The 18570-nt window shown below is 38.5% G+C and carries 16 protein-coding genes and 1 pseudogene; 8 read left to right on the top strand and 9 right to left on the bottom strand.

Annotated features, from left to right (window positions below):
* Positions 1–2: 2 nt before the first annotated feature.
* Positions 3–2894, top strand: coding sequence for an ATP-binding protein (locus ABH966_RS18490; protein ID WP_370080913.1), 2892 nt, complete (start codon positions 3–5; stop codon positions 2892–2894).
* Positions 2891–3829, top strand: a complete 939-nt coding sequence (gene yhaM, locus ABH966_RS18485) for a 3'-5' exoribonuclease YhaM (RefSeq protein ID WP_370080911.1) — start codon at positions 2891–2893, stop codon at positions 3827–3829. The genes ABH966_RS18490 and yhaM overlap by 4 nt, the downstream gene beginning before the upstream one ends.
* A gap of 311 nt (positions 3830–4140) precedes the next feature.
* Here yhaM and ABH966_RS18480 read toward each other — a convergent pair whose 3' ends face one another.
* Positions 4141–5103, bottom strand: a complete 963-nt coding sequence (locus ABH966_RS18480) for a peptidylprolyl isomerase (RefSeq protein ID WP_370080909.1) — start codon at positions 5101–5103, stop codon at positions 4141–4143.
* Between the two features lie 144 nt (positions 5104–5247).
* On the opposite strand from ABH966_RS18480, the gene ABH966_RS18475 reads away from it, so the two are divergent.
* Positions 5248–5352, top strand: a complete 105-nt coding sequence (locus tag ABH966_RS18475; protein ID WP_082337661.1) for a YjcZ family sporulation protein — start codon at positions 5248–5250, stop codon at positions 5350–5352.
* 597 nt (positions 5353–5949) lie between these two features.
* On the opposite strand, the gene ABH966_RS18470 is transcribed toward ABH966_RS18475, so the two are convergent.
* The 5 genes from ABH966_RS18470 to ABH966_RS18450 form a co-directional block, all read right to left on the bottom strand.
* Positions 5950–6495 carry a DUF3267 domain-containing protein gene (locus ABH966_RS18470; protein ID WP_370080907.1) on the bottom strand — a complete coding sequence of 182 codons (546 nt, stop codon included), beginning with the start codon at positions 6493–6495 and terminating at the stop codon, positions 5950–5952.
* A 182-nt stretch (positions 6496–6677) separates the two neighbouring features.
* Positions 6678–7238, bottom strand: a complete 561-nt coding sequence (locus tag ABH966_RS18465; RefSeq protein ID WP_370081047.1) for an HTH-type transcriptional regulator Hpr — start codon at positions 7236–7238, stop codon at positions 6678–6680.
* Between the two features lie 156 nt (positions 7239–7394).
* The gene (locus tag ABH966_RS18460; protein WP_370080905.1) at positions 7395–7790 is read right to left on the bottom strand and encodes a YtxH domain-containing protein; all 396 of its coding nucleotides are present in this window, start codon (positions 7788–7790) and stop codon (positions 7395–7397) included.
* Positions 7791–7931: 141 nt separating this feature from the next.
* Positions 7932–8462 carry a tryptophan transporter gene (locus ABH966_RS18455; protein ID WP_370080903.1) on the bottom strand — a complete coding sequence of 177 codons (531 nt, stop codon included), beginning with the start codon at positions 8460–8462 and terminating at the stop codon, positions 7932–7934.
* Positions 8463–8585: 123 nt separating this feature from the next.
* Positions 8586–9008: an HIT family protein gene (locus tag ABH966_RS18450; RefSeq protein WP_370080901.1), complete on the bottom strand. Its 423-nt coding sequence runs from the start codon at positions 9006–9008 to the stop codon at positions 8586–8588.
* Positions 9009–9112: 104 nt separating this feature from the next.
* On the opposite strand from ABH966_RS18450, the gene ABH966_RS18445 reads away from it, so the two are divergent.
* Both ABH966_RS18445 and ABH966_RS18440 read left to right on the top strand, forming a co-directional pair.
* A complete protein-coding gene (locus ABH966_RS18445) occupies positions 9113–9862 on the top strand; it encodes an ABC transporter ATP-binding protein (RefSeq protein ID WP_370080899.1) in 750 nt (249 codons plus the stop codon).
* Positions 9846–11030 (top strand): ABC transporter permease, encoded by a 1185-nt coding sequence (locus tag ABH966_RS18440; RefSeq protein WP_370080898.1) that lies wholly within the window; start codon positions 9846–9848, stop codon positions 11028–11030. The genes ABH966_RS18445 and ABH966_RS18440 overlap by 17 nt, the downstream gene beginning before the upstream one ends.
* A gap of 58 nt (positions 11031–11088) precedes the next feature.
* Here the strand turns inward: ABH966_RS18440 and ABH966_RS18435 are convergent, their stop codons facing one another.
* A complete protein-coding gene (locus ABH966_RS18435; protein WP_370080896.1) occupies positions 11089–12249 on the bottom strand; it encodes an amidohydrolase in 1161 nt (386 codons plus the stop codon).
* A 790-nt stretch (positions 12250–13039) separates the two neighbouring features.
* Positions 13040–13558, bottom strand: coding sequence for an antibiotic biosynthesis monooxygenase family protein (locus ABH966_RS18430; protein WP_370080894.1), 519 nt, complete (start codon positions 13556–13558; stop codon positions 13040–13042).
* Between the two features lie 233 nt (positions 13559–13791).
* Here ABH966_RS18430 and hemE point away from each other — a divergent pair, with 233 nt between their 5' ends.
* The 3 genes from hemE to hemY all read left to right on the top strand — a co-directional run bounded on the left by hemE (position 13792) and on the right by hemY (position 17358).
* Positions 13792–14841 carry a uroporphyrinogen decarboxylase gene (gene hemE, locus ABH966_RS18425; RefSeq protein ID WP_370080892.1) on the top strand — a complete coding sequence of 350 codons (1050 nt, stop codon included), beginning with the start codon at positions 13792–13794 and terminating at the stop codon, positions 14839–14841.
* A 154-nt stretch (positions 14842–14995) separates the two neighbouring features.
* Positions 14996–15916, top strand: coding sequence for a ferrochelatase (gene hemH / locus ABH966_RS18420; protein WP_370080890.1), 921 nt, complete (start codon positions 14996–14998; stop codon positions 15914–15916).
* A gap of 14 nt (positions 15917–15930) precedes the next feature.
* The gene (gene hemY, locus ABH966_RS18415; RefSeq protein WP_370081045.1) at positions 15931–17358 is read left to right on the top strand and encodes a protoporphyrinogen oxidase; all 1428 of its coding nucleotides are present in this window, start codon (positions 15931–15933) and stop codon (positions 17356–17358) included.
* Positions 17359–17520: 162 nt separating this feature from the next.
* On the opposite strand, the pseudogene ABH966_RS18410 reads toward hemY, so the two are convergent.
* Positions 17521–18570, bottom strand: a pseudogene (locus tag ABH966_RS18410) (collagen-like protein); the annotation flags it as partial.

Raw genomic sequence — 18570 nt, 5'->3', positions numbered from 1 at the left:
ACATGCTAACGATACAAAAAATCCAAATTTATGGTTTTGGTAAGCATGAAAACATCACCATTACTTTACATGAAGGTGTTACCATTTTTTATGGTATGAATGAAGCGGGTAAAACAACCATTCAACAGTTTATTTTACAAATGCTTTTCGGATTTCCCACGAGACAGCAGACACAACGTAAATATGAGCCGAAAGTATCGACTAAATTCGGTGGTCAGCTTACAATTGGGCATCCAACGTATGGGCAATGCACGATAGAACGCATTAAAGGAAAGGCCGCTGGAGATGTCACAGTTTATCTAGAAGACGGAACAATTGGGCATGAGGAACTTTTAGCAAAACTATTATATGGTTATTCAAAAGCTTCCTTTGAGTCCATTTTCTCCTTTTCATTACATGAACTACAGGGCATTGAAAAAATGTCAGAGGAAGAGCTTACACATTTGTTGCTTGCCTCTGGGACAACAGGGATTCAACAGCTATCGTCTCTAGAAAAGAAAATGGACAAAGAATCTGGTGAGCTTTTTAAAAAAACAGGCAAAGTGCCACTCATTAATCAAAAATTGGAGCATGTAAAAAAGCTAGAACGCACAATTAAACAAGAACAAGGTAATATTCAGACCTTTGAGGATAAATTATTACAATTACAACAGCTCGATCAAAGGCTAGAAGGGTTATATAATCAGCAAAAAACACAGCAACGAAATTGGCAACAGCTTACAATTCTGCAGCAGGCTATGCCGCTTTTAAAACAGCAAAAAGCTTTCGAACAGACGCAAAAAAGCTATGAACATGTGCAGTTTCCACCAGAAGGGATCCGACGTTATGAGCAATTAAAGGATCGGCTTATGCATGAAACACTACAAATGCAGCAGCTGAGGGAGCAGTATCAGGAACTACAAAAAAAGCTACAATTAACGGTGGACGAGCAAACTATTACTGAAATGTCTCGGCTTTTAAATAGGGAAGCAACATGGAATCAGTTAGTCGTTAAGGAACAGAACTTAATGGATGAGCTGTTTTTAATCGAGCAAGAAATAGAAGCGCAGTTTCGTTTGTTAGGTGTTCAGGAAAAAACAGCGCAGGATATTCTACTTGTGGAAACAGTGTCATTACAGCAAGAAGAACAGTTTCAACAACAATTAAGCCTATTAGAAGAAGCAGAAGAAGAACTGAAATTTCATTTGCGTTCGTTGGAGCAACTACATGCAGAATTAGATACAATTGCTCAACTAAAACAACAGCTTCAACAGGAGTCATTATCTACAGAGGAAGAACATATTTTAGCACAGTGGCCTCAACGAAAGCGAAAGCTTGAACAATTGCGCTATGGAAGGTCGCAGCGCTCGAAACAACAACAACCAAATGTTTTTATATTTATTGTGTTAGCCATAAGTATACTTTCGTTTATTTATGGTGTTATGGAAAAAAATATGGCTGTCATCGTTGTAGGAGCGGTTATGTCGCTGATCATTATTTTATATTTGAAATTTGCTAGACAAACACATGAAGCGCCGAGTAAACAACAAAGTCAGCAAATACGTGAGTTAGAGCAGGAGGAAAATGTTGCTCAAGCCATCCTGCTGAAAAAACAAAAACTTGAAGATCGCTTGTTACATGTAAATGAGCAACAGCAAGAAAAAGAACATCAATATGTGAAACTTGAATATAAAATTCAGCGGGCTGAGCAGGTGAGTGAAGAGGCTACTCAGTCGCTTCAACATTTTTTAGGGCGCTATCGCTTAGAGGGGAATATACCGAAAACATTATTACCCGAGCTGTTTATGCGCATTCGTGGTGCTCAAGAATTGGCAGCAAAAAAGAAGAGTACATTTACACTCCTACAAACGGTACAAGCGGAGAAAATTGAGCTTCTAGATCAAGTACAGCGAGTCTTACATGCAGAGTATAGTGAGCAAGAACTCTTTATGCATTTACGTAATACATTCCTTACTTTACAGCAGGAGCAACAGATATCTCAACAAGCAAAAGAGCAGTTAACTAACCTTCAGACCAAAATTCAAGGAGTTCAATCACATATAGACAGCTATGAGTCTGAAATTACTCAGTTATATAATGCTGCGAATGTTCAATCAGAGAAGGCTTATTACGAAACTCATGAACAATTTGAGCAACAACAAAAAATAACAACAGAACTTCAAGCCATTCAGAGTCAGCTAGCCTCGCTGAATGTAGGCAACGAACAGTCATTAATGGACGAGGAACAGCTTAAAGAAAAACTACTTACTTTAGAAGAAGAGCGTGGCGCAATGCAGCTAGCTATAGATCATTGCTTAGAACAACGCGCGACACTACAAATCCAGAAGGAGAATCTTCTAAATGACGAGAAATATGGTCAATTGCTTCAACAGTTTGAAGAGGAGAAATCAGTGCTGCAACAGCTAATAGGGCAATGGGCTACAAAAAAGGCATTGGCTACTGCGATTCATGAAACATTGTTCCGCCTAAGAGAAGAAAAACTACCAAATGTTTTGACAGAGGTTAATGCGATATTTAATTTATTAACAGGTGGACGTTACGAGAAGCTTTTAATTAATGATGAAGGCTATTTTGTTACACAGGATGTTTCTGGATTACGTTATCAAATGGCAGAATTATCACAGGCAACGAAGGAGCAAGCTTATATTTCGTTGCGCATGGCACTAGCAAAAACACTGACAACTTCTGCTCCATTTCCATTTATTATGGACGACCCTTTTGTCCATTTTGATCGAAACCGTACAGACAAAATGGTACAATTAATGAAAGAAGTAGGGTATGAACGTCAAATTTTATATTTTACTTGCCATGACGGGATGCTCGAACATTGGCAGAAAGACCAAATAGTTAATGTAGGAGCACTAGCAAATGAAAGGGGAGTGGCGTCAAAATGAAGGGTATTACGACGCTCCAGGTTGGAGAATCAGTTGATCAATTTTTATTAATTAAACAGGCGACAAAAGGAGTTACCACAGTTGGAAAGCCATTTATGTCACTGTTATTACAAGATAAAAGTGGAGATATTGAGGCAAAGCTATGGGATACAAATGATGATCATGAAAAAATGTATCACGCTGAGGCAATTGTCCGTGTAGGTGGAGAAATTCATGACTACCGTGGCAAAAACCAATTGCGTATAAAATCAATCCGTGTAGCAAAACCGGAGGAGGGAATTGCTATTAATGATTTAGTTCCTTCCTCAGCAACTCCAAAAGAAGAATTATATGAAGAATTGACGCAATTTTTCTTTGATATTAAAAATCCAAATATTTCTCGAATTACACGTGCAGCTATTAAAAAACATCAAGATGCTATTTTAGTATATCCAGCTGCAACGAAAAATCACCATGATTATGCATCTGGTCTTTTGGATCATATGGTGTCAATGTTAAGACTAGGAAAAGCAATTGCTGATTTATATCCTACATTAAATCGAGATCTGTTATATGCAGGGATTATTCTGCATGATATCGGTAAGGTTGTTGAGCTATCAGGGCCAGTTGCAACAATGTATACTGTAGAAGGGAATTTACTTGGTCATATTACGATTATGGTCAATGAAATTGCCAAGATTGCTAGTGAACTAGAGATCGAGGGAGAGGAAGTCATGCTATTGCAACATATGGTGCTTTCTCACCACGGTAAAGAAGAATGGGGCAGCCCGAAAAAACCGATGATTCAAGAAGCGGAAATCTTGCATTATATTGATAATATTGATGCAAAGATGAACATGCTAGCACGAGCATTAGGTAAAACAGCGCCAGGTGAGTTTACTGAGCGACTATTTCCGCTTGATAATCGATCGTTTTATAAGCCGTCTATTAAATAAATGTAGATCTGAGGCTTCAGAGGGGGATGCTCTGTCTATAAGTTGATTGGATTCAGGACCGAGCGAAAGCGTCACAGATGAGCCTCTTAGTAAAGGAAGAAGGCTAAAAGCAAAGTCATGTGATAGCACCTTTGTGAAAAAATGAAATAGCATTTAAAAGGAAAGAGGATTCATTTTGATTAAACTTTATTCAAAATAAATCCTCTTCATTTGCCTTTTATAAGTGTTTTCAAGATACTTTTTGTATAAAAAGGGTTACGCCTGTATAAGCGTAACCCTTTTTCATATAGTAAAATAACAACAAATTTAGATTATTTTTTGTCAGTATCTTTATTACTTTCTTTTTCAGCGTTTTCTTGAGCTTTTTTAGCTGCTTCTTCTTGAGCTTTAGCTTGCTCTTCACTTGTTGTTGTAAGGGACTTGATAACAGGTTCTAATTCTTTATCAGATGTTTTAATATCAGCATCTTTTGCCATTTTTGCAATGATATCTTTAAGAACTTGTTGGTCCTCACCTGTCTGCCCTAATTTTTGTAGCATCTGTGAACGGATGTTTTCTTCTTCATCTTTGAATGAGCCAACACCTTTTACATCACGCTTGTCCGTAATTTCAATAACGTGGTAACCAAAGCTTGTTTTAACTGGTTCACTTAAAGTGTTTTCAGGAAGGGCATAAGCAGCATCATTAAATTCATCTACCATTGCGCCAACAGAGAACCAACCAAGCTCTCCGCCTTTTGGAGCAGAGCCAGTATCAGTTGAGTATTCTTTTGCTACATCAGCAAATTTAGCGCCACCTTTAATTTTGGCAATGACTTCTTGAGCTGTTTTCTCATCTGCTACTAAAATATGACGACCATTTAACTCAGTTTTCATTTGCTCATAATGTTTTTTGATATCTGCTTCTTTAAAAGCTTTATCTTTTAAAGCCTTTTCAGAAAGAAGTTGAACACGTAAAGCATCTTTATAGCCTTCTTCAGTTAGGCCGTTCTCAGAAAGTGCTTGGGCAAAGTCATCACCAAATTGTGAAGCAGTTGCGTCATATGCCTCTTTGACTTCTTTATCTGATACTTTATATTTATCAGCTAATACTTTTTCAGTCAACATTTGTGAAAGTATTTGAGAACCTGCTAAATTTTTTGATGTTTTGTTAAAGTCAGCAACTGTAATGTCTCCTACTTTTGAAGTTGCAATCGTTTTGTTGTCTCCTCCGCTACAAGCACCAAGCGCTAATACCGAAGCAGCTAATGTTAAAGATAAAACTGTCTTTTTCATAGTGGATATTCTCTCCTTACAATGGTTTCGTCCATTTTTTACTATAACATAAACGTTTTAAAAACAAAATGGTTCCCCCTTGAGTATAGCCTATATTTCAAACTTTCAAGCGCATAGGATATAGAAAAGAAAGGGGGTGAAGTTATGAGCAGCGGAGGATATGGTGGCGGTGGCTACGGCTCAGGCTTTGCTTTATTAGTTGTGTTGTTTATTTTATTAATTATCGTTGGTGCAGCGTTCCTATATTAATTAATAAAAATGACGAAAAGCTAAGGGTTTAACGTCCTTAGCTTTTTTTACAATGTAAGGCATCCACACCGCAGTTTTGAGGTCACGTCACAAATATATGGTCAGACCAAGTGATCACATTAGGTGTCCAAAAGGAAGTGGATGCCTTTTTCTTATTAACTTCTTTCAGCAGATGACTTTTGTAGCGAAAGCGAAGCGCCAGCTACAAAAATCTTCCACCTCTATTGGTGGCGAGATGAATGCGGATTTAAGTAACTTTCAAAAGGTGTCCAAACATCCGCTGAAATAAGTTAAAGCCTCCGGCGGATGTCACGGAATTATGCCGAGGCATAATTGATCTACTATACTGCATATAAAACTTCAATATAAAATGAGACAAGTAATATTGTTATAAGTATATTTATAGTTCGGAATACTTTTGGTTGTTTTTCTTCGGGAATTTCACGTCGCATGCACAGCGCATAAGTCATGCGGTTTATTTGAAATAAATAGAACACCGAGAATAGAACTACAATCATTAACAGCAAGTCTATTCCTCCCCTCTTTCAGTATTAATAGCATAACAAAAAACGTCAATAAAACACAAGTACAAGCAATTTAGTGAATAGTAGGTGGCACTAAAATTTCATAGCCCTTAGGCGTCTCCTCAACCTGGGAGTCTTTAGGTGAATTTAATAAATATTTCACATATAGAATATCAATTACACATAGACTACAATGGTAAGCTAAAAGTAAAGTGCCGTAATGTGTATACGCAGGGAATAGCAGTGTACCTAATATAATGCTTGTATTTAAAACAATAAATGGTGTGAGTAAAGCTAAAATATAACGATTTTTCGATAAAGGTTCACGGATACGCATGTGTAGCACAGGAATAACATAAAATTGGGTACGCACACGCAATTTTAAATGTTGACGTAAATCATACAATGCTAGAAAGTGTAAGCATTTGTGGATTGGATAGATTGCAAATACAGCAATTACAAATAGCCAAAACAAACGATCTGTATAGTGCTCATCATTAAATAAATTAAATGTTACATAGGAAAGAGAGAATACAGTTAAAAAAGAAAATATAGCCATGATCATAATACGCGTTTTTCCGTAATGATGTTCAAGGTTTAATATTTTCCAACAATGCATGATTATCAACTCCGTAGTATGAATGGTCCTATCTAATGTAAATTGATTTTTGCTAGAATGCAAGAAAAAGGAGGTATCTCAGAAAAATTTCTGAAGTACCTCTTTTAGCATGATTTATAGGCTTTAAGGCCATTAAGCTCAGATTACGAACAACCGACCCTAAAAGCCTATTATTTTCACTTTCATCCTTTTACAGTTGGACGTTCTTCTACCTTATCAAAGGACTCACGGAAGTGTTGGAAGGAACGCTCAAAAATGTCGATGAAGTCCTCACCGTATATATTGCGAATAACAGCCATAACGTCTAAAAATTCTGGGAAGCGACCGTATAGGTCTTTTAAAGCTAATGAGCCTTCTAGCACAGAATGATACGTATTATGATAATTACTATTCATTTCAACAATAAGTTCTGTACCTGTTTCTGTTAACTCAACATACGTATTACGCTTATCGTCATCCCGCTTTGAAAACTTAAGGAATCCACGTTCTTCTAATTTTTTAGAAAAATTAAATGCTGTAGAAACGTGCATAACCCCGAATTTTGCCACATCGGAAATTGAAGCCCCTTTTAAATGATACGAAATCCATAAAATATGATGTTCGTTAATATTTAAATCGTAGGGTTTAATCCATTGCTGCCAATCTTTTTCCACTGCTTTCCATAAGGCTTTTGATAATTGCGCAATTCTTTGACTATAAAGCATCGCTTCTTTTTGAGTGTATAATTCCTCTGACAAAGCCATCACCTACTGCTTTCTTTAACATTTTAAAAATATTATAGCAATAAAGGAAAAAAGTTTAAAGTTAGAAAAATTAAAAAATTGAAAAGTGGTTGAAAAATAACATTATATAGATTGAAATTGATAAAAATGCAGTTTATTTATCAGTGTGCAAGGACTTTAGTCGCTAACTTTTTCTTGCGGTTTTTTCTTTTTTTCTGTAAATTGTGCAACGTTTTTCTCGATTTCGCTTATTGAATTCTGTAATGCTTCTATTTCTTGTTGTAAGTTATTTTTTGACGGCTCGATTTCTTCAGTAAATGTAGTAATAGTTTGTTTTAAATCATTTATTATTAGTGGTATATTATTTTTCATTTCATTTGTGAGTGAATTAACGGATTGTTTAACTGTGCCTGCTTGCTGTTTTACATCTAAAAGCTTGTCCTTTGTACTTGCAGCATTTGCTCGCAAATTAGCACGTAATTGTTGTCCTGATTGAGGAGTTGAAAAAAATACAGCGATTGTACCGCCGACAATCCCAGCTGCCAGTCCAAATAAAAATGGTTTTGCTTTCATTTTGAATACCTCATTTCTTTAATGATCATGTGTTACCTACTATTAAACCATGAAATGTACAAATACAAAAAGAAAAAAGAAACTAAACGAGTGATTTTGAATCACGGTTTAGTTTCCTTTGTAGATGAACATGTATTTTTATTAAATTGAAATAGCTGTTTGGAATTTAGAACGCTTCACTAATTTTGCAACTATAGGATAAATAATTGCAAAAGCAATAACATTAAATACTACAGCAGGTAATACAACGCCTACAAATAGAACAGCGAATGTTGCACCAACATTTGCATTGAAAACAAAAAGTGCGACTGCTAAAAAGACCGTTCCAGATAAAATTGTTCCTAAACCAACTAAACCAGCAGATACTGCGAAATTGCTTGCCAATTTTTTTAGCACCATTAAGACAGCTAAAAAGACAAAGCCTGTTACTGCTTTATCGATAATATTTGGAACAAGGCCAGCTGGAAATGTTGTAAACAATCCTGAAAGTACTCCTGTTGCTAAAGAAAGTAAGAACGTTTCTTTAAAAGTAGGGAACAATAAAATGCCAATAAACATCATTGTTAGCATGAAATCAGGTTTCATGCCATTTACCATACCTGGTGTGACCACGTAAAGGGTAGCACCAACACCAACTAAAAGGGCCATTAATACTAAATTCTTTGTATTCATTTCTAATCTCTCCTCGACTATGCTAATCTTTTTTGTCTCCTAACGTGTCCTCATGACCGTTAGCGAAACTTATTTGTGATTGTACGCTATAAATTTAAAAATTGCAACACACAATTCTGACAATTAGAGTGTCTCAATGCTAGCTTTAATGCTTTCAGCAACTTCAGTTAATTGCTCTGGTGTATATTTTTGTGTTTGCCAAATTAAGCCCAAGCCTTCTTTTTGATCGTAACGTGGAATAAAATGTAAGTGATAGTGGAAAACAGTTTGTCCAGCTGCAGCACCATTATTATTAATTGTATTCAGTCCGATTGGATTAAAAGCAGCTTTAATAGCATTTGCAATTTTCGGTGCTACTGCATATAAATTACGAGCTACATCCTCAGGCATTTCGAATAGATCCTTACAGTGATGTTTTGGAATTAATAGTGTATGACCTTTTGCAACGGGCGAAATGTCAGTAAATGCATAGACATGCTCGTCTTCATAAATTTTTGTGCTTGGAATAGATCCATCAATGATTTTGCAAAATAGGCAATCGCTCATTTGAAAATTCCTCCTTATTTTATATGTAAGTACATTCTATCACACTCATAACTGTATCATTTGCTAATTTTTGATAAAATATAAACTAGAAGAGGAGTGAGGGCATGACGGTATTAGAAGTACAACATGTGACAGGTGGTTATACAAGAAAGCCTGTTATTAAAGATTTATCATTTGCGATTGAAAAAGGAGAGCTTGTTGGCTTAATAGGCTTGAACGGCGCTGGGAAAAGTACAACGATTAAGCATATCATCGGAACAATGCTTCCGAAAGAAGGCGACATTCGTTTGAATGGTGTGACGTTAAAGGAAAATACGGACAAGTATCGTACAGCATTTTCCTATATTCCTGAAACACCTGTATTATACGATGAGCTAACATTACGTGAACATTTAGAATTGACCGCAATGGCTTACGGTTTAGATGAAGCAACACTCGCAGCTCGTTCAGAAATATTATTAAAAGAATTTCGAATGGAAAAGCGACTTAATTGGTTCCCTTCGCATTTCTCAAAGGGAATGCGTCAAAAGGTTATGATTATGTGTGCCTTTTTAGTCAATCCAAGTCTTTACATTATTGATGAGCCTTTTGTGGGTCTTGATCCACTTGGGATTCAATCATTGCTTGATCAGATGGATGAAAAGAAAAAAGAGGGCGCTTCTATATTAATGTCCACGCATATTTTATCGACCGCTGAAAAGCATTGTGACCGCATCATTTTATTGCATGAAGGACGTGTGCGAGCACAAGGAACAATGGAGGATTTACGCAACGCATTTGCGATGCCACATGCGACATTGGATGATTTATATATTGCAATGACAAAGGAGCGCGACCATGAAGAACTTGCGTGATGTATGGTCCTCTCGCTTCATGCACTATATAGGTGAAGTGCAAAAATATATGCGGTTTATTTTTACAGGGCATTTAGCGATTGTACTAGTATTTCTTATCGGAGCAGGGGGTTATCAATATAGTGAATGGCTGAAAGTTGTACAGTCTGATTTTCCAGCAGAGGTATTAATCGCAGTATTTGTAGGGATTTTACTAGCATTTAGTCGTCCAACTTCACTTTTGAGAGAGCCAGACCAAGTGTATTTATTACCTTTAGAATCAAAAATGTCGCAGTATTTCAAAAAGGCGTTAGCGTGGACGTTTTGGTCACAGGTGTGGGTTGTGGCAATTGTTTATATCGTTAGTATCCCTTTACTAAAGGCTGTTACTGAATTAACTACATTTGAAATTTGGTCAGTGTTCCTACTTATTATTATATTGAAGTATTTGAGCGTTCAGGGCGAATTTAGCTTTCGTTATAGTGAACGGGGTCAAATGATATGGGTGGACAGGCTAATTCGAGCTGTTATCTTTAGTGTTGCTGTGTACATGGGGCTTCATATGCAGCTTATTTTAGCAATTGTTGCTGCTGCAATTGGGTGTGTGTATATTGTAATATTTAGAAAAAAATGCACGGGTGAACCTGTCCCATACGAGCATTTCGTAAAGCTTGAACAAAACCGCATGATGAGCTTCTATCGTTTTGCTAATTATTTCACAGACGTTCCACATCTACGTGGTAGCATCCGTCGTCGAGGTTGGCTTGACTGGCTTTACAAATTTGTTCCATACAACAAGGATAATACTCAAAAATACTTGGTGTACCGTACATTCATCCGAACAGATGATCATTTTTATTTATGGTTCCGTTTAACAGTGATTTCAGCTGTTATTGCAGCCTTTGTAGATATACCAGTCGTTTCATGGATTGTTGCAGGTGCATTAAGCTTTGCTACAACTATACAATTAAAGTCGGCATTATTATCAAGTGGTGAGTTCCGCATGGACATGCTTTATCCTTTACCTGATGAAGCACGTAAGGTAGCAGTCAATCAAATTGTACGTCTTGCGATGATCACTCAAGCTATTATAGTTGGTCTATGTGGTATCACACAGCCAATGTTTTATGTAACTTTTATTATCATACTGATTGTAAGTGAATTGACTGCTAAGGTCTCAAAATCTTGATAATGAAATCAAAAGCTCATTTCTCCGATAAAAGAATTGGAGAAATGAGCTTTATTTTCTATTCTACTAATTGGTAGTCTAGTGCTGCTGTTAATAATACCTTTGCAGCAATGAGCATACCTTTTTCATCTATATCGAATTTTGGATGATGATGTGGTGCATATTCAGATGGTCTGGCTCCAGTAAAGAAGAAAGTACCTGGTTTTTCTTCTAAGTAGTAAGCGAAATCTTCAGCCCCCATACTTGCTTTAACTTCCATAACATCGCAAATATCCTGTGCGATGTCACGCACAAATAGTGTTTCTTTCTCATGATTTACAACTGCGGGGTAGCCACGACGATAATTCAGTTCAATTGTACAATCATGCGCAATTTCTGTACCTTGGATAACCCGTTTAAACTCACGCTCCATCGTTTCACGAACATTCTTATCAAATGTTCGAATTGTACCATTTAAATAGGCTGTATCGGCAATAATATTGTCAGCATTAGATGCTACGAATGAACCAACTGATAAAACAGCCGATTCGATTGGGTCAACTCGACGTGCGACAAGTTGTTGTAAATTCATAACAAGCTGAGAGCCAATAACGATTGCATCCTTTGTTTGATCCGGATGAGCGCCGTGACCGCCTTGACCTTGAATTTTCATTTCAAAACTATCAACAGCAGCCATCGTTGGACCGACGCGGTAGCCAATCATGCCTGTTGGATGGTTAGAAGATAGATGTGTACCAAAAATAGCATCAACGCCATCCAAAGCTCCAGCCTGTACCATCCCAATCGCTCCGCCTGGATCAGCCTCTTCAGCATGCTGATGAATCAGTACATATTCTCCTGCTAATTCATCGCGCATTTCCCACAATAGCTTACCGACAATTAACAAAGTGGCTGTATGACCATCATGCCCGCAAGCATGCATAACGCCAGATACAGTTGATTTGTATGGTACGTCTTTTTCATCTTGTATAGGCAGTGCATCAAAGTCTGCTCGTAAGGCAATCGTTTTGCCAGGCTTGCTTCCCTTAATCCGTGCAATTAAACCGTATCCACTGACATTAGCTTCAACCGGTACGCCTAGATTTTTATAAAATCGAATAATATAATTAGCGGTTTCTTGCTCCAGAAAGCTCAGCTCCGGATGCATATGTAGATGACGACGAATCGCCACCATTTCATCAAAATGGGCATCAATCTTTTCAAGTAAACGTTGGTTCACAGTAAAACCCCCTTAAACAGATTATCCTAGATTTTTATTAGTAACATAATAGTTTCACAAACTGGATAAACAGCGGTTCAGCACTTCTCATAAAAGAATATTCTTGGCAAGAGTAATGCATTCCCCGCGAATCCGGGGAGAATACTCGCGGAAGGGAAGCGAATACTCGCGGAAGAACATCGAGTACCCTGCACCTGGTGGATACTCGCGCACCCGAGCAGAATACTCGCGGAAGGGAAGCGAATACTCGCGAATCTGAGTGAAATACTCGCGGAAGAGCAGTGAATACCCGCGCCCCCGGAGAATACTCGCGGAAGAGCAGTGAATACCCGCGAAACCGAGTAGAAAACCCGCGGAAGAACATCGAGTACCCCGCACCTGGTGGATACTCGCGGAAGAGAAGCGAATACTCGCGAATCCGGGGAGAATACTCGCGGAAGGGAAGCGAATACTCGCGAATCTGAGTGAAATACTCGCGGAAGAGCAGTGAATACCCGCGCCCCCGGAGAATACCCGCGGAAGAACATCGAGTACCCTGCACCTGGTGGATACTCGCGGAAGGGAAGCGAATACTCGCGAATCTGAGTGAAATACTCGCGGAAGAGCAGTGAATACCCGCGAAACGGAGTAGAAAACCCGCGGAAGAACATCGAGTACCCCGCACCTGGTGGATACTCGCGCACTCGAGCAGAATACTCGCGAATCTGAGTGAAATACTCGCGGAAGGGAAGCGAATACCCTCGCACCCGGGAGATACCCGTGGAAAGCAGTGAATCCCTGCACGCCCTAACTAATCTTCATTTTCTTCCTTTGGAGCAGCGCTATAGGTTGTGACATATGAAGCTGCTGAGAAAATATTTTGTTGATTCACACCTGTTGGTTCTTTTCGTTCAGCGTGTGCGGATGCAAAGGCCTTTGAGCTTTTCCATGCTTCAAACGAATGAGGGCCGTTCCATTGTGTCATGACAATGTATGTTTCACTATTTAATGGACGAAGTAGTCGAAATGCTACAAAGCCTGGCTCATCTTCTATAGCGCCTGCTCGATTTAAAAAGCGATGTTCAAAAACTGGTCGACCCTCATCTGTAACGGGAATATTGTTGAATACAAAGAAGCCGCGTTCTTCTAAATCATTTACTGAATCTAGCACTTCAAACTTACGAGGTGTGGCAAAGACTGATTTTCTTTCAGTTTCGTGTATAAGCACGGAGTTCCCTTCTCCATGTATTAAAATCATTGCCTCGTTTGGATATTTATTCTTAAGCTGTTCTAAAAAATCACCTGTACCAGAAGTTAAATAAATATACATAAAATTGACCTCCTTATGAATTTTCGTAATATAGCGTGATTATCTCCATTTAAGTGGAAGTCTAAAGCTTTGTCAAAAAAGAAATGTCTTAGAAAGAACAATTTTATGACATTTCACTATGAAAACTATACAATAACAGAGGAAGCGTTTACTATTGAAAACGGATATCAATAATAACGGAATAAACAAGAGAATTTTACGATATGAATTTTATTGAGGGGAAGGAACTATTCATGACAACTTTTAATGATACTCTTCTACGTGCTGCACGAGGAGAAAGAACTGAGCATACACCAGTATGGTATATGCGACAAGCAGGACGCTCTCAGCCAGAATATCGTGCGATTAAAGAAAAGTATTCTTTAGAGGAAATTACACTTCAACCTGAGCTTTGTGCATATGTAACGCGATTACCAGTAGAAAATTACAATGTTGATGCGGCAATTTTATACAAAGATATAGTAACTCCACTCCCTGGTATTGGGGTAGATGTGAAAATCAAAGCAGGCGTAGGTCCTGTAATTTCAAATCCTATTCGCTCAGTCGCTGATATAGAAAAATTAGGCGAATTTAATGCGAAAGAACATACACCATACGTTTTAGAGACGATAAAAATGTTAACAGAGGAACAACTAAATGTACCTTTAATCTGCTTTGCAGGTGCGCCATTCACCCTTGCAAGCTATATGATTGAAGGTGGTCCTTCAAGAAATTATAATAAAACAAAGTCATTTATGGTATCAGAGCCTCAAGCTTGGTTTGCATTAATGGACAAATTAGCTGACATGATTATTTCTGATGTTTCTGCCCAAGTCGAAGCGGGAGCAAAAGCTATCCAAATATTTGACTCTTGGGTAGGTGCTTTAAATGTTGAAGACTATCGTGTTTTCATTAAACCGATTATGACACGTATTTTTGCTGAGCTGAAAAAAGAAAATGTGCCACTTATTCAGTTTGGCGTCGGTGCAAGTCATTTAGCGAAAGAATGGAATGATTTACCGATTGATGTAGTTGGCTTAGATTGGCGTTTACCAATTAAAGAAGCGCGTGCAAACGGTATAACTAGACCAGTACAAGGCAATTTAGATCCATCACTATTACTTGCTGACTGGTCAATTATTGAAAAACGCACGAAAGATATTATCGATCAAGGTTTAGAAATGCCAGGACATATTTTTAACTTAGGTCATGGTGTCTTCCCAGAGGTTGACCCAGAAGTGTTAAAACGTTTAACAGCTCTTATTCATGAGTATAGTGCTCAACAAATCCAAGCACGCTCTTAATATAGATATGAACAAGAATATTTTCTTTTCTATGAATGACATCTCGATTTCATCGTAGAAAGGGTGCTGTCCAACCTAATGAATTGGACAGCTTCTTTTTGTCACATACTATAATTAAAGATATATTTAACTATTATTTAGAGGTGAAAAGGTAATGAAAGAAGTTAAAGGCTTATTAGTTATGGCATACGGAACACCCTATAAAGAAGAAGACATCGAACCTTACTATACGCATATTCGCCACGGTCGCAAACCAACAGAAGAGCATTTAGAAGATTTACGCAGTCGTTATGAAGCAATCGGTGGTTTATCGCCACTTGCTGCTGCTACTAAAGCGCAGGCTGAAGCTTTATGTGCACGTTTAAATGAAGTACAAGATAATGTGGAATATAAATTATTTATCGGATTAAAGCATATCCACCCATTCATTGAAGATGCTGTAGAAGGAATGGTAGCGGAAGGTATTAAAGAAGCGGTTTCTATCGTATTAGCTCCTCATTTCTCAACGTTCTCTATTAAATCATATAATGGTCGTGCAACAGAAGCGGCTGGAGATCGATTAACAATTACTTCTGTAGAATCTTGGTATGATGAGCCGAAGTTCATTGAGTATTGGAAAATGAAAGTGAATGAAACATTTAATGCAATGTCTGAAGGAGAACGTGAAAAAGCATGTTTAATCGTGTCTGCACATTCACTTCCAGAGAAAATTAAAGAGCTAGGCGATCCATATGAAGATCAATTAATTGAGACAGCTCGATTAATTAAAGAAGCGACAGGTGTAAACAATGTAGAAGTTGGCTGGCAGTCAGCAGGTCAAACACCTGAGCCATGGATCGGTCCAGATGTTCAGGACTTAACGCGTGAACTTTACGAGCAAAAGGGCTTCCGTTCATTCGTATATACACCAGTTGGCTTTGTAACAGAACATTTAGAAGTTTTATATGACAACGATTATGAATGTAAAGTTGTTTGTGATGAACTTGGCGCGAAATATTATCGTCCAGCAATGCCAAATACACACCCGTTATTTATTGATGCAATGGTTGATGCCATTCATAAAAAATTAAGCTAAGCGAAAAGAAAGTGATGATGTTGGTGACTCAAAAAAGACGAAAGGTAGTTGTTGTAGGCGGTGGCATTACTGGCCTCACAGCTGCGTTCTATTTGCATAAAGAAGCAAGCGCAAAAGAATTGCCGTTAGATATCGTACTTGTCGAGTCGTCATTACGTCTTGGCGGAAAAATACAAACACTGAGAAAAGATGGCTTTATTATCGAGCGCGGTCCAGAATCTTTTTTTGATCGTGAGAACTATGTATATGCTTTGGCAAAGGATTTAGGCATTGAACAGGAAATGATTACAAGCAATACAGGACCGACTTATGTTGCCGTTGGTAGTCAATTGTATCCAATCCCGAGCAGTCTTTTGTCTGGAGCAACACCACATGTCTCGTCATTTATTACATCAGGTTTGTTTTCACTTAGCGGGAAAGTTCGTGCGGCGGGGGATTTTTTCATCCCTCGGTCTGCACAGAACGATGACCAACCATTAGGGCAATTTTTTAGAAGAAGATTCGGTGCTGAAATTGTAGAAAATCTAGTAGAGCCATTACTTGCAGGAACATTTGCTGGTGATATTGAGCAGTTAAGCATGCGCTCAACATTCCCACAGCTCTATGGATTAGAGCAAAAATATCGTAGTCTACTGATTGGTATGAAAAAGTCTGGTGCGAATTTTTTAAGTAACAAGCTCAATACGAAAGATAAGGGGATTTTTCAAACATTTAATAATGGTCTTGAGTCACTTATCGAAAAACTTGAAGAATCACTACTTCCAGGGACAGTTATGAAGGGTGTTAAAGTTGAGGAAATTGAACATGGTAAGGATGGTACAGTCCAAGTTGTGTTAAACAATTTTACACAATTAAAAGCAGATGCTGTTATTATTGCTACACCATTTAATGTAGCAAGAAAAATGTTCAGTAAACACCAGCTATTAAATGAATTGAGTACGATGAAGGCAGCAACTATTGCTACTGTGACAATGGCATTTAAAAAAGATCAGTTAGGTGATCTAGATGCGTTATCATTTTTTGTCTCCCGAAATAGTGATTTTTCAATAACTTCTTGTACTTGGATTAACCGCAAATGGCCAGGCACAACACCAGATGATTATGTGCTGTTACGCAGTTATATTGGCCGAGTCGGTGACGAGGCAATTGTAGCGTTATCTGATACAGAAATTGAAAAGACTGTATTGCAGGATTTAATGAAAACAATTGGTGTAAATGGAGAACCGTTAATGACTGTAGTTTCCCGCTGGAAAAATGCTATGCCACAGTATACGGTAGGACATGAAACGAAGGTAGAGCGAGTAAAACAAGAATTACGTGAGCATTTTCCGACTGTTAAGCTCTCCGGGAGTTCCTTCGAAGGAATATCAATACCTGAGTGCGTTGAGCAAGGTAAAAATATTGCTGACGAAACATTAAAGGAAATGTTTGGCGATTTTTAAGGATAAATGGTTATCAGTAAGTAGTACAAACTTGAAGATCAATGTTTGTACTACTTTTTTATTTTGAAATTTGATAGGACAAAGTACAAATTGCACAAGTTAGATAACTCAAATTAAAAACTGGGAAAGTAAGTTTCTACTTTCCCAGTAAAGATCTTAATGCTATGAAATTCGGTGACATGACCATACAATACCGCCGGAGTTAGCTCCTCCAAGAGTAAGTCCTAACGTTAAACCGTTAGCATTGTAGAATAAATCAATAACATCACCTGCATTTAAATCGGCTTCCCCAGCTAATGTTACTGTCCCATTACCAAGGACAGCACGTAAGGTTAACAGGGTTACAGCTATATTTAATACAGGGAATAAACCACTTATTAAATCTGTGGTAGTGTTTTGGCGAATAGCAAATGATGGATTGATACCGGCACCTAAGCTTATGGTAATCGCTGCAGTAGTTGAGTAGTTGATTGTAGCTTCAAAAGCATATCTTCCAGTCGTTGAAACAGTGAAAATTCCGGTCGTTGGATTGAATGCTGGCGTTGTGAAATATGGAGCTGCAACACTCCAGTTAGTAATTGTGGTAGAAGCACTTACTGTTAAAGCATTAGCAAATGCTGAGAAACCTTCTGTAAATGCTGGTCCGGTAGAGCCGGTAACACCAGTGAAACCAGTAACACCAGTGAAACCAGTAACACCAGTAACACCTGTTGCTCCAGTAGCCCCAGTAGCCCCAGTAGCTCCAGTAGTACCTGTTGCTCCAGTAGTACCTGTTGCTCCAGTAGCCCCAGTTGCTCCAGTAGTACCTGTTGCTCCAGTAGAGCCAGTAGCACCAGTAGAGCCTGTTGCTCCAGTAGAGCCTGTTGTTCCCGTAGCGCCCGTTGCTCCGGTAGAGCCTGTTGCTCCAGTAGCCCCGGTAGAACCTGTAACGCCAGTAGAGCCAGTAACACCAGTAGCTCCAGTGTCACCGGTAACGCCAGTAGCCCCAGTAGAACCAGTCACACCAGTAGCTCCAGTAGCACCAGTAGAGCCTGTTGCTCCAGTAGAGCCTGTTGTTCCCGTAGCGCCCGTTGCTCCGGTAGAGCCTGTTGCTCCAGTAGCTCCAGTAGAGCCAGTCGCTCCAGTAGCCCCGGTAGAACCTGTAACGCCAGTAGAGCCAGTAACACCAGTAGCTCCAGTGTCACCGGTAACGCCAGTAGCCCCAGTAGAACC

It is taken from the genome of Lysinibacillus sp. RC46 (genome assembly GCF_041262385.1).
Taxonomy (GTDB): domain Bacteria; phylum Bacillota; class Bacilli; order Bacillales_A; family Planococcaceae; genus Lysinibacillus.
Note: the sequence above shows the minus strand (reverse complement) of the source record. Positions and strands in the feature narration are given on the sequence as shown.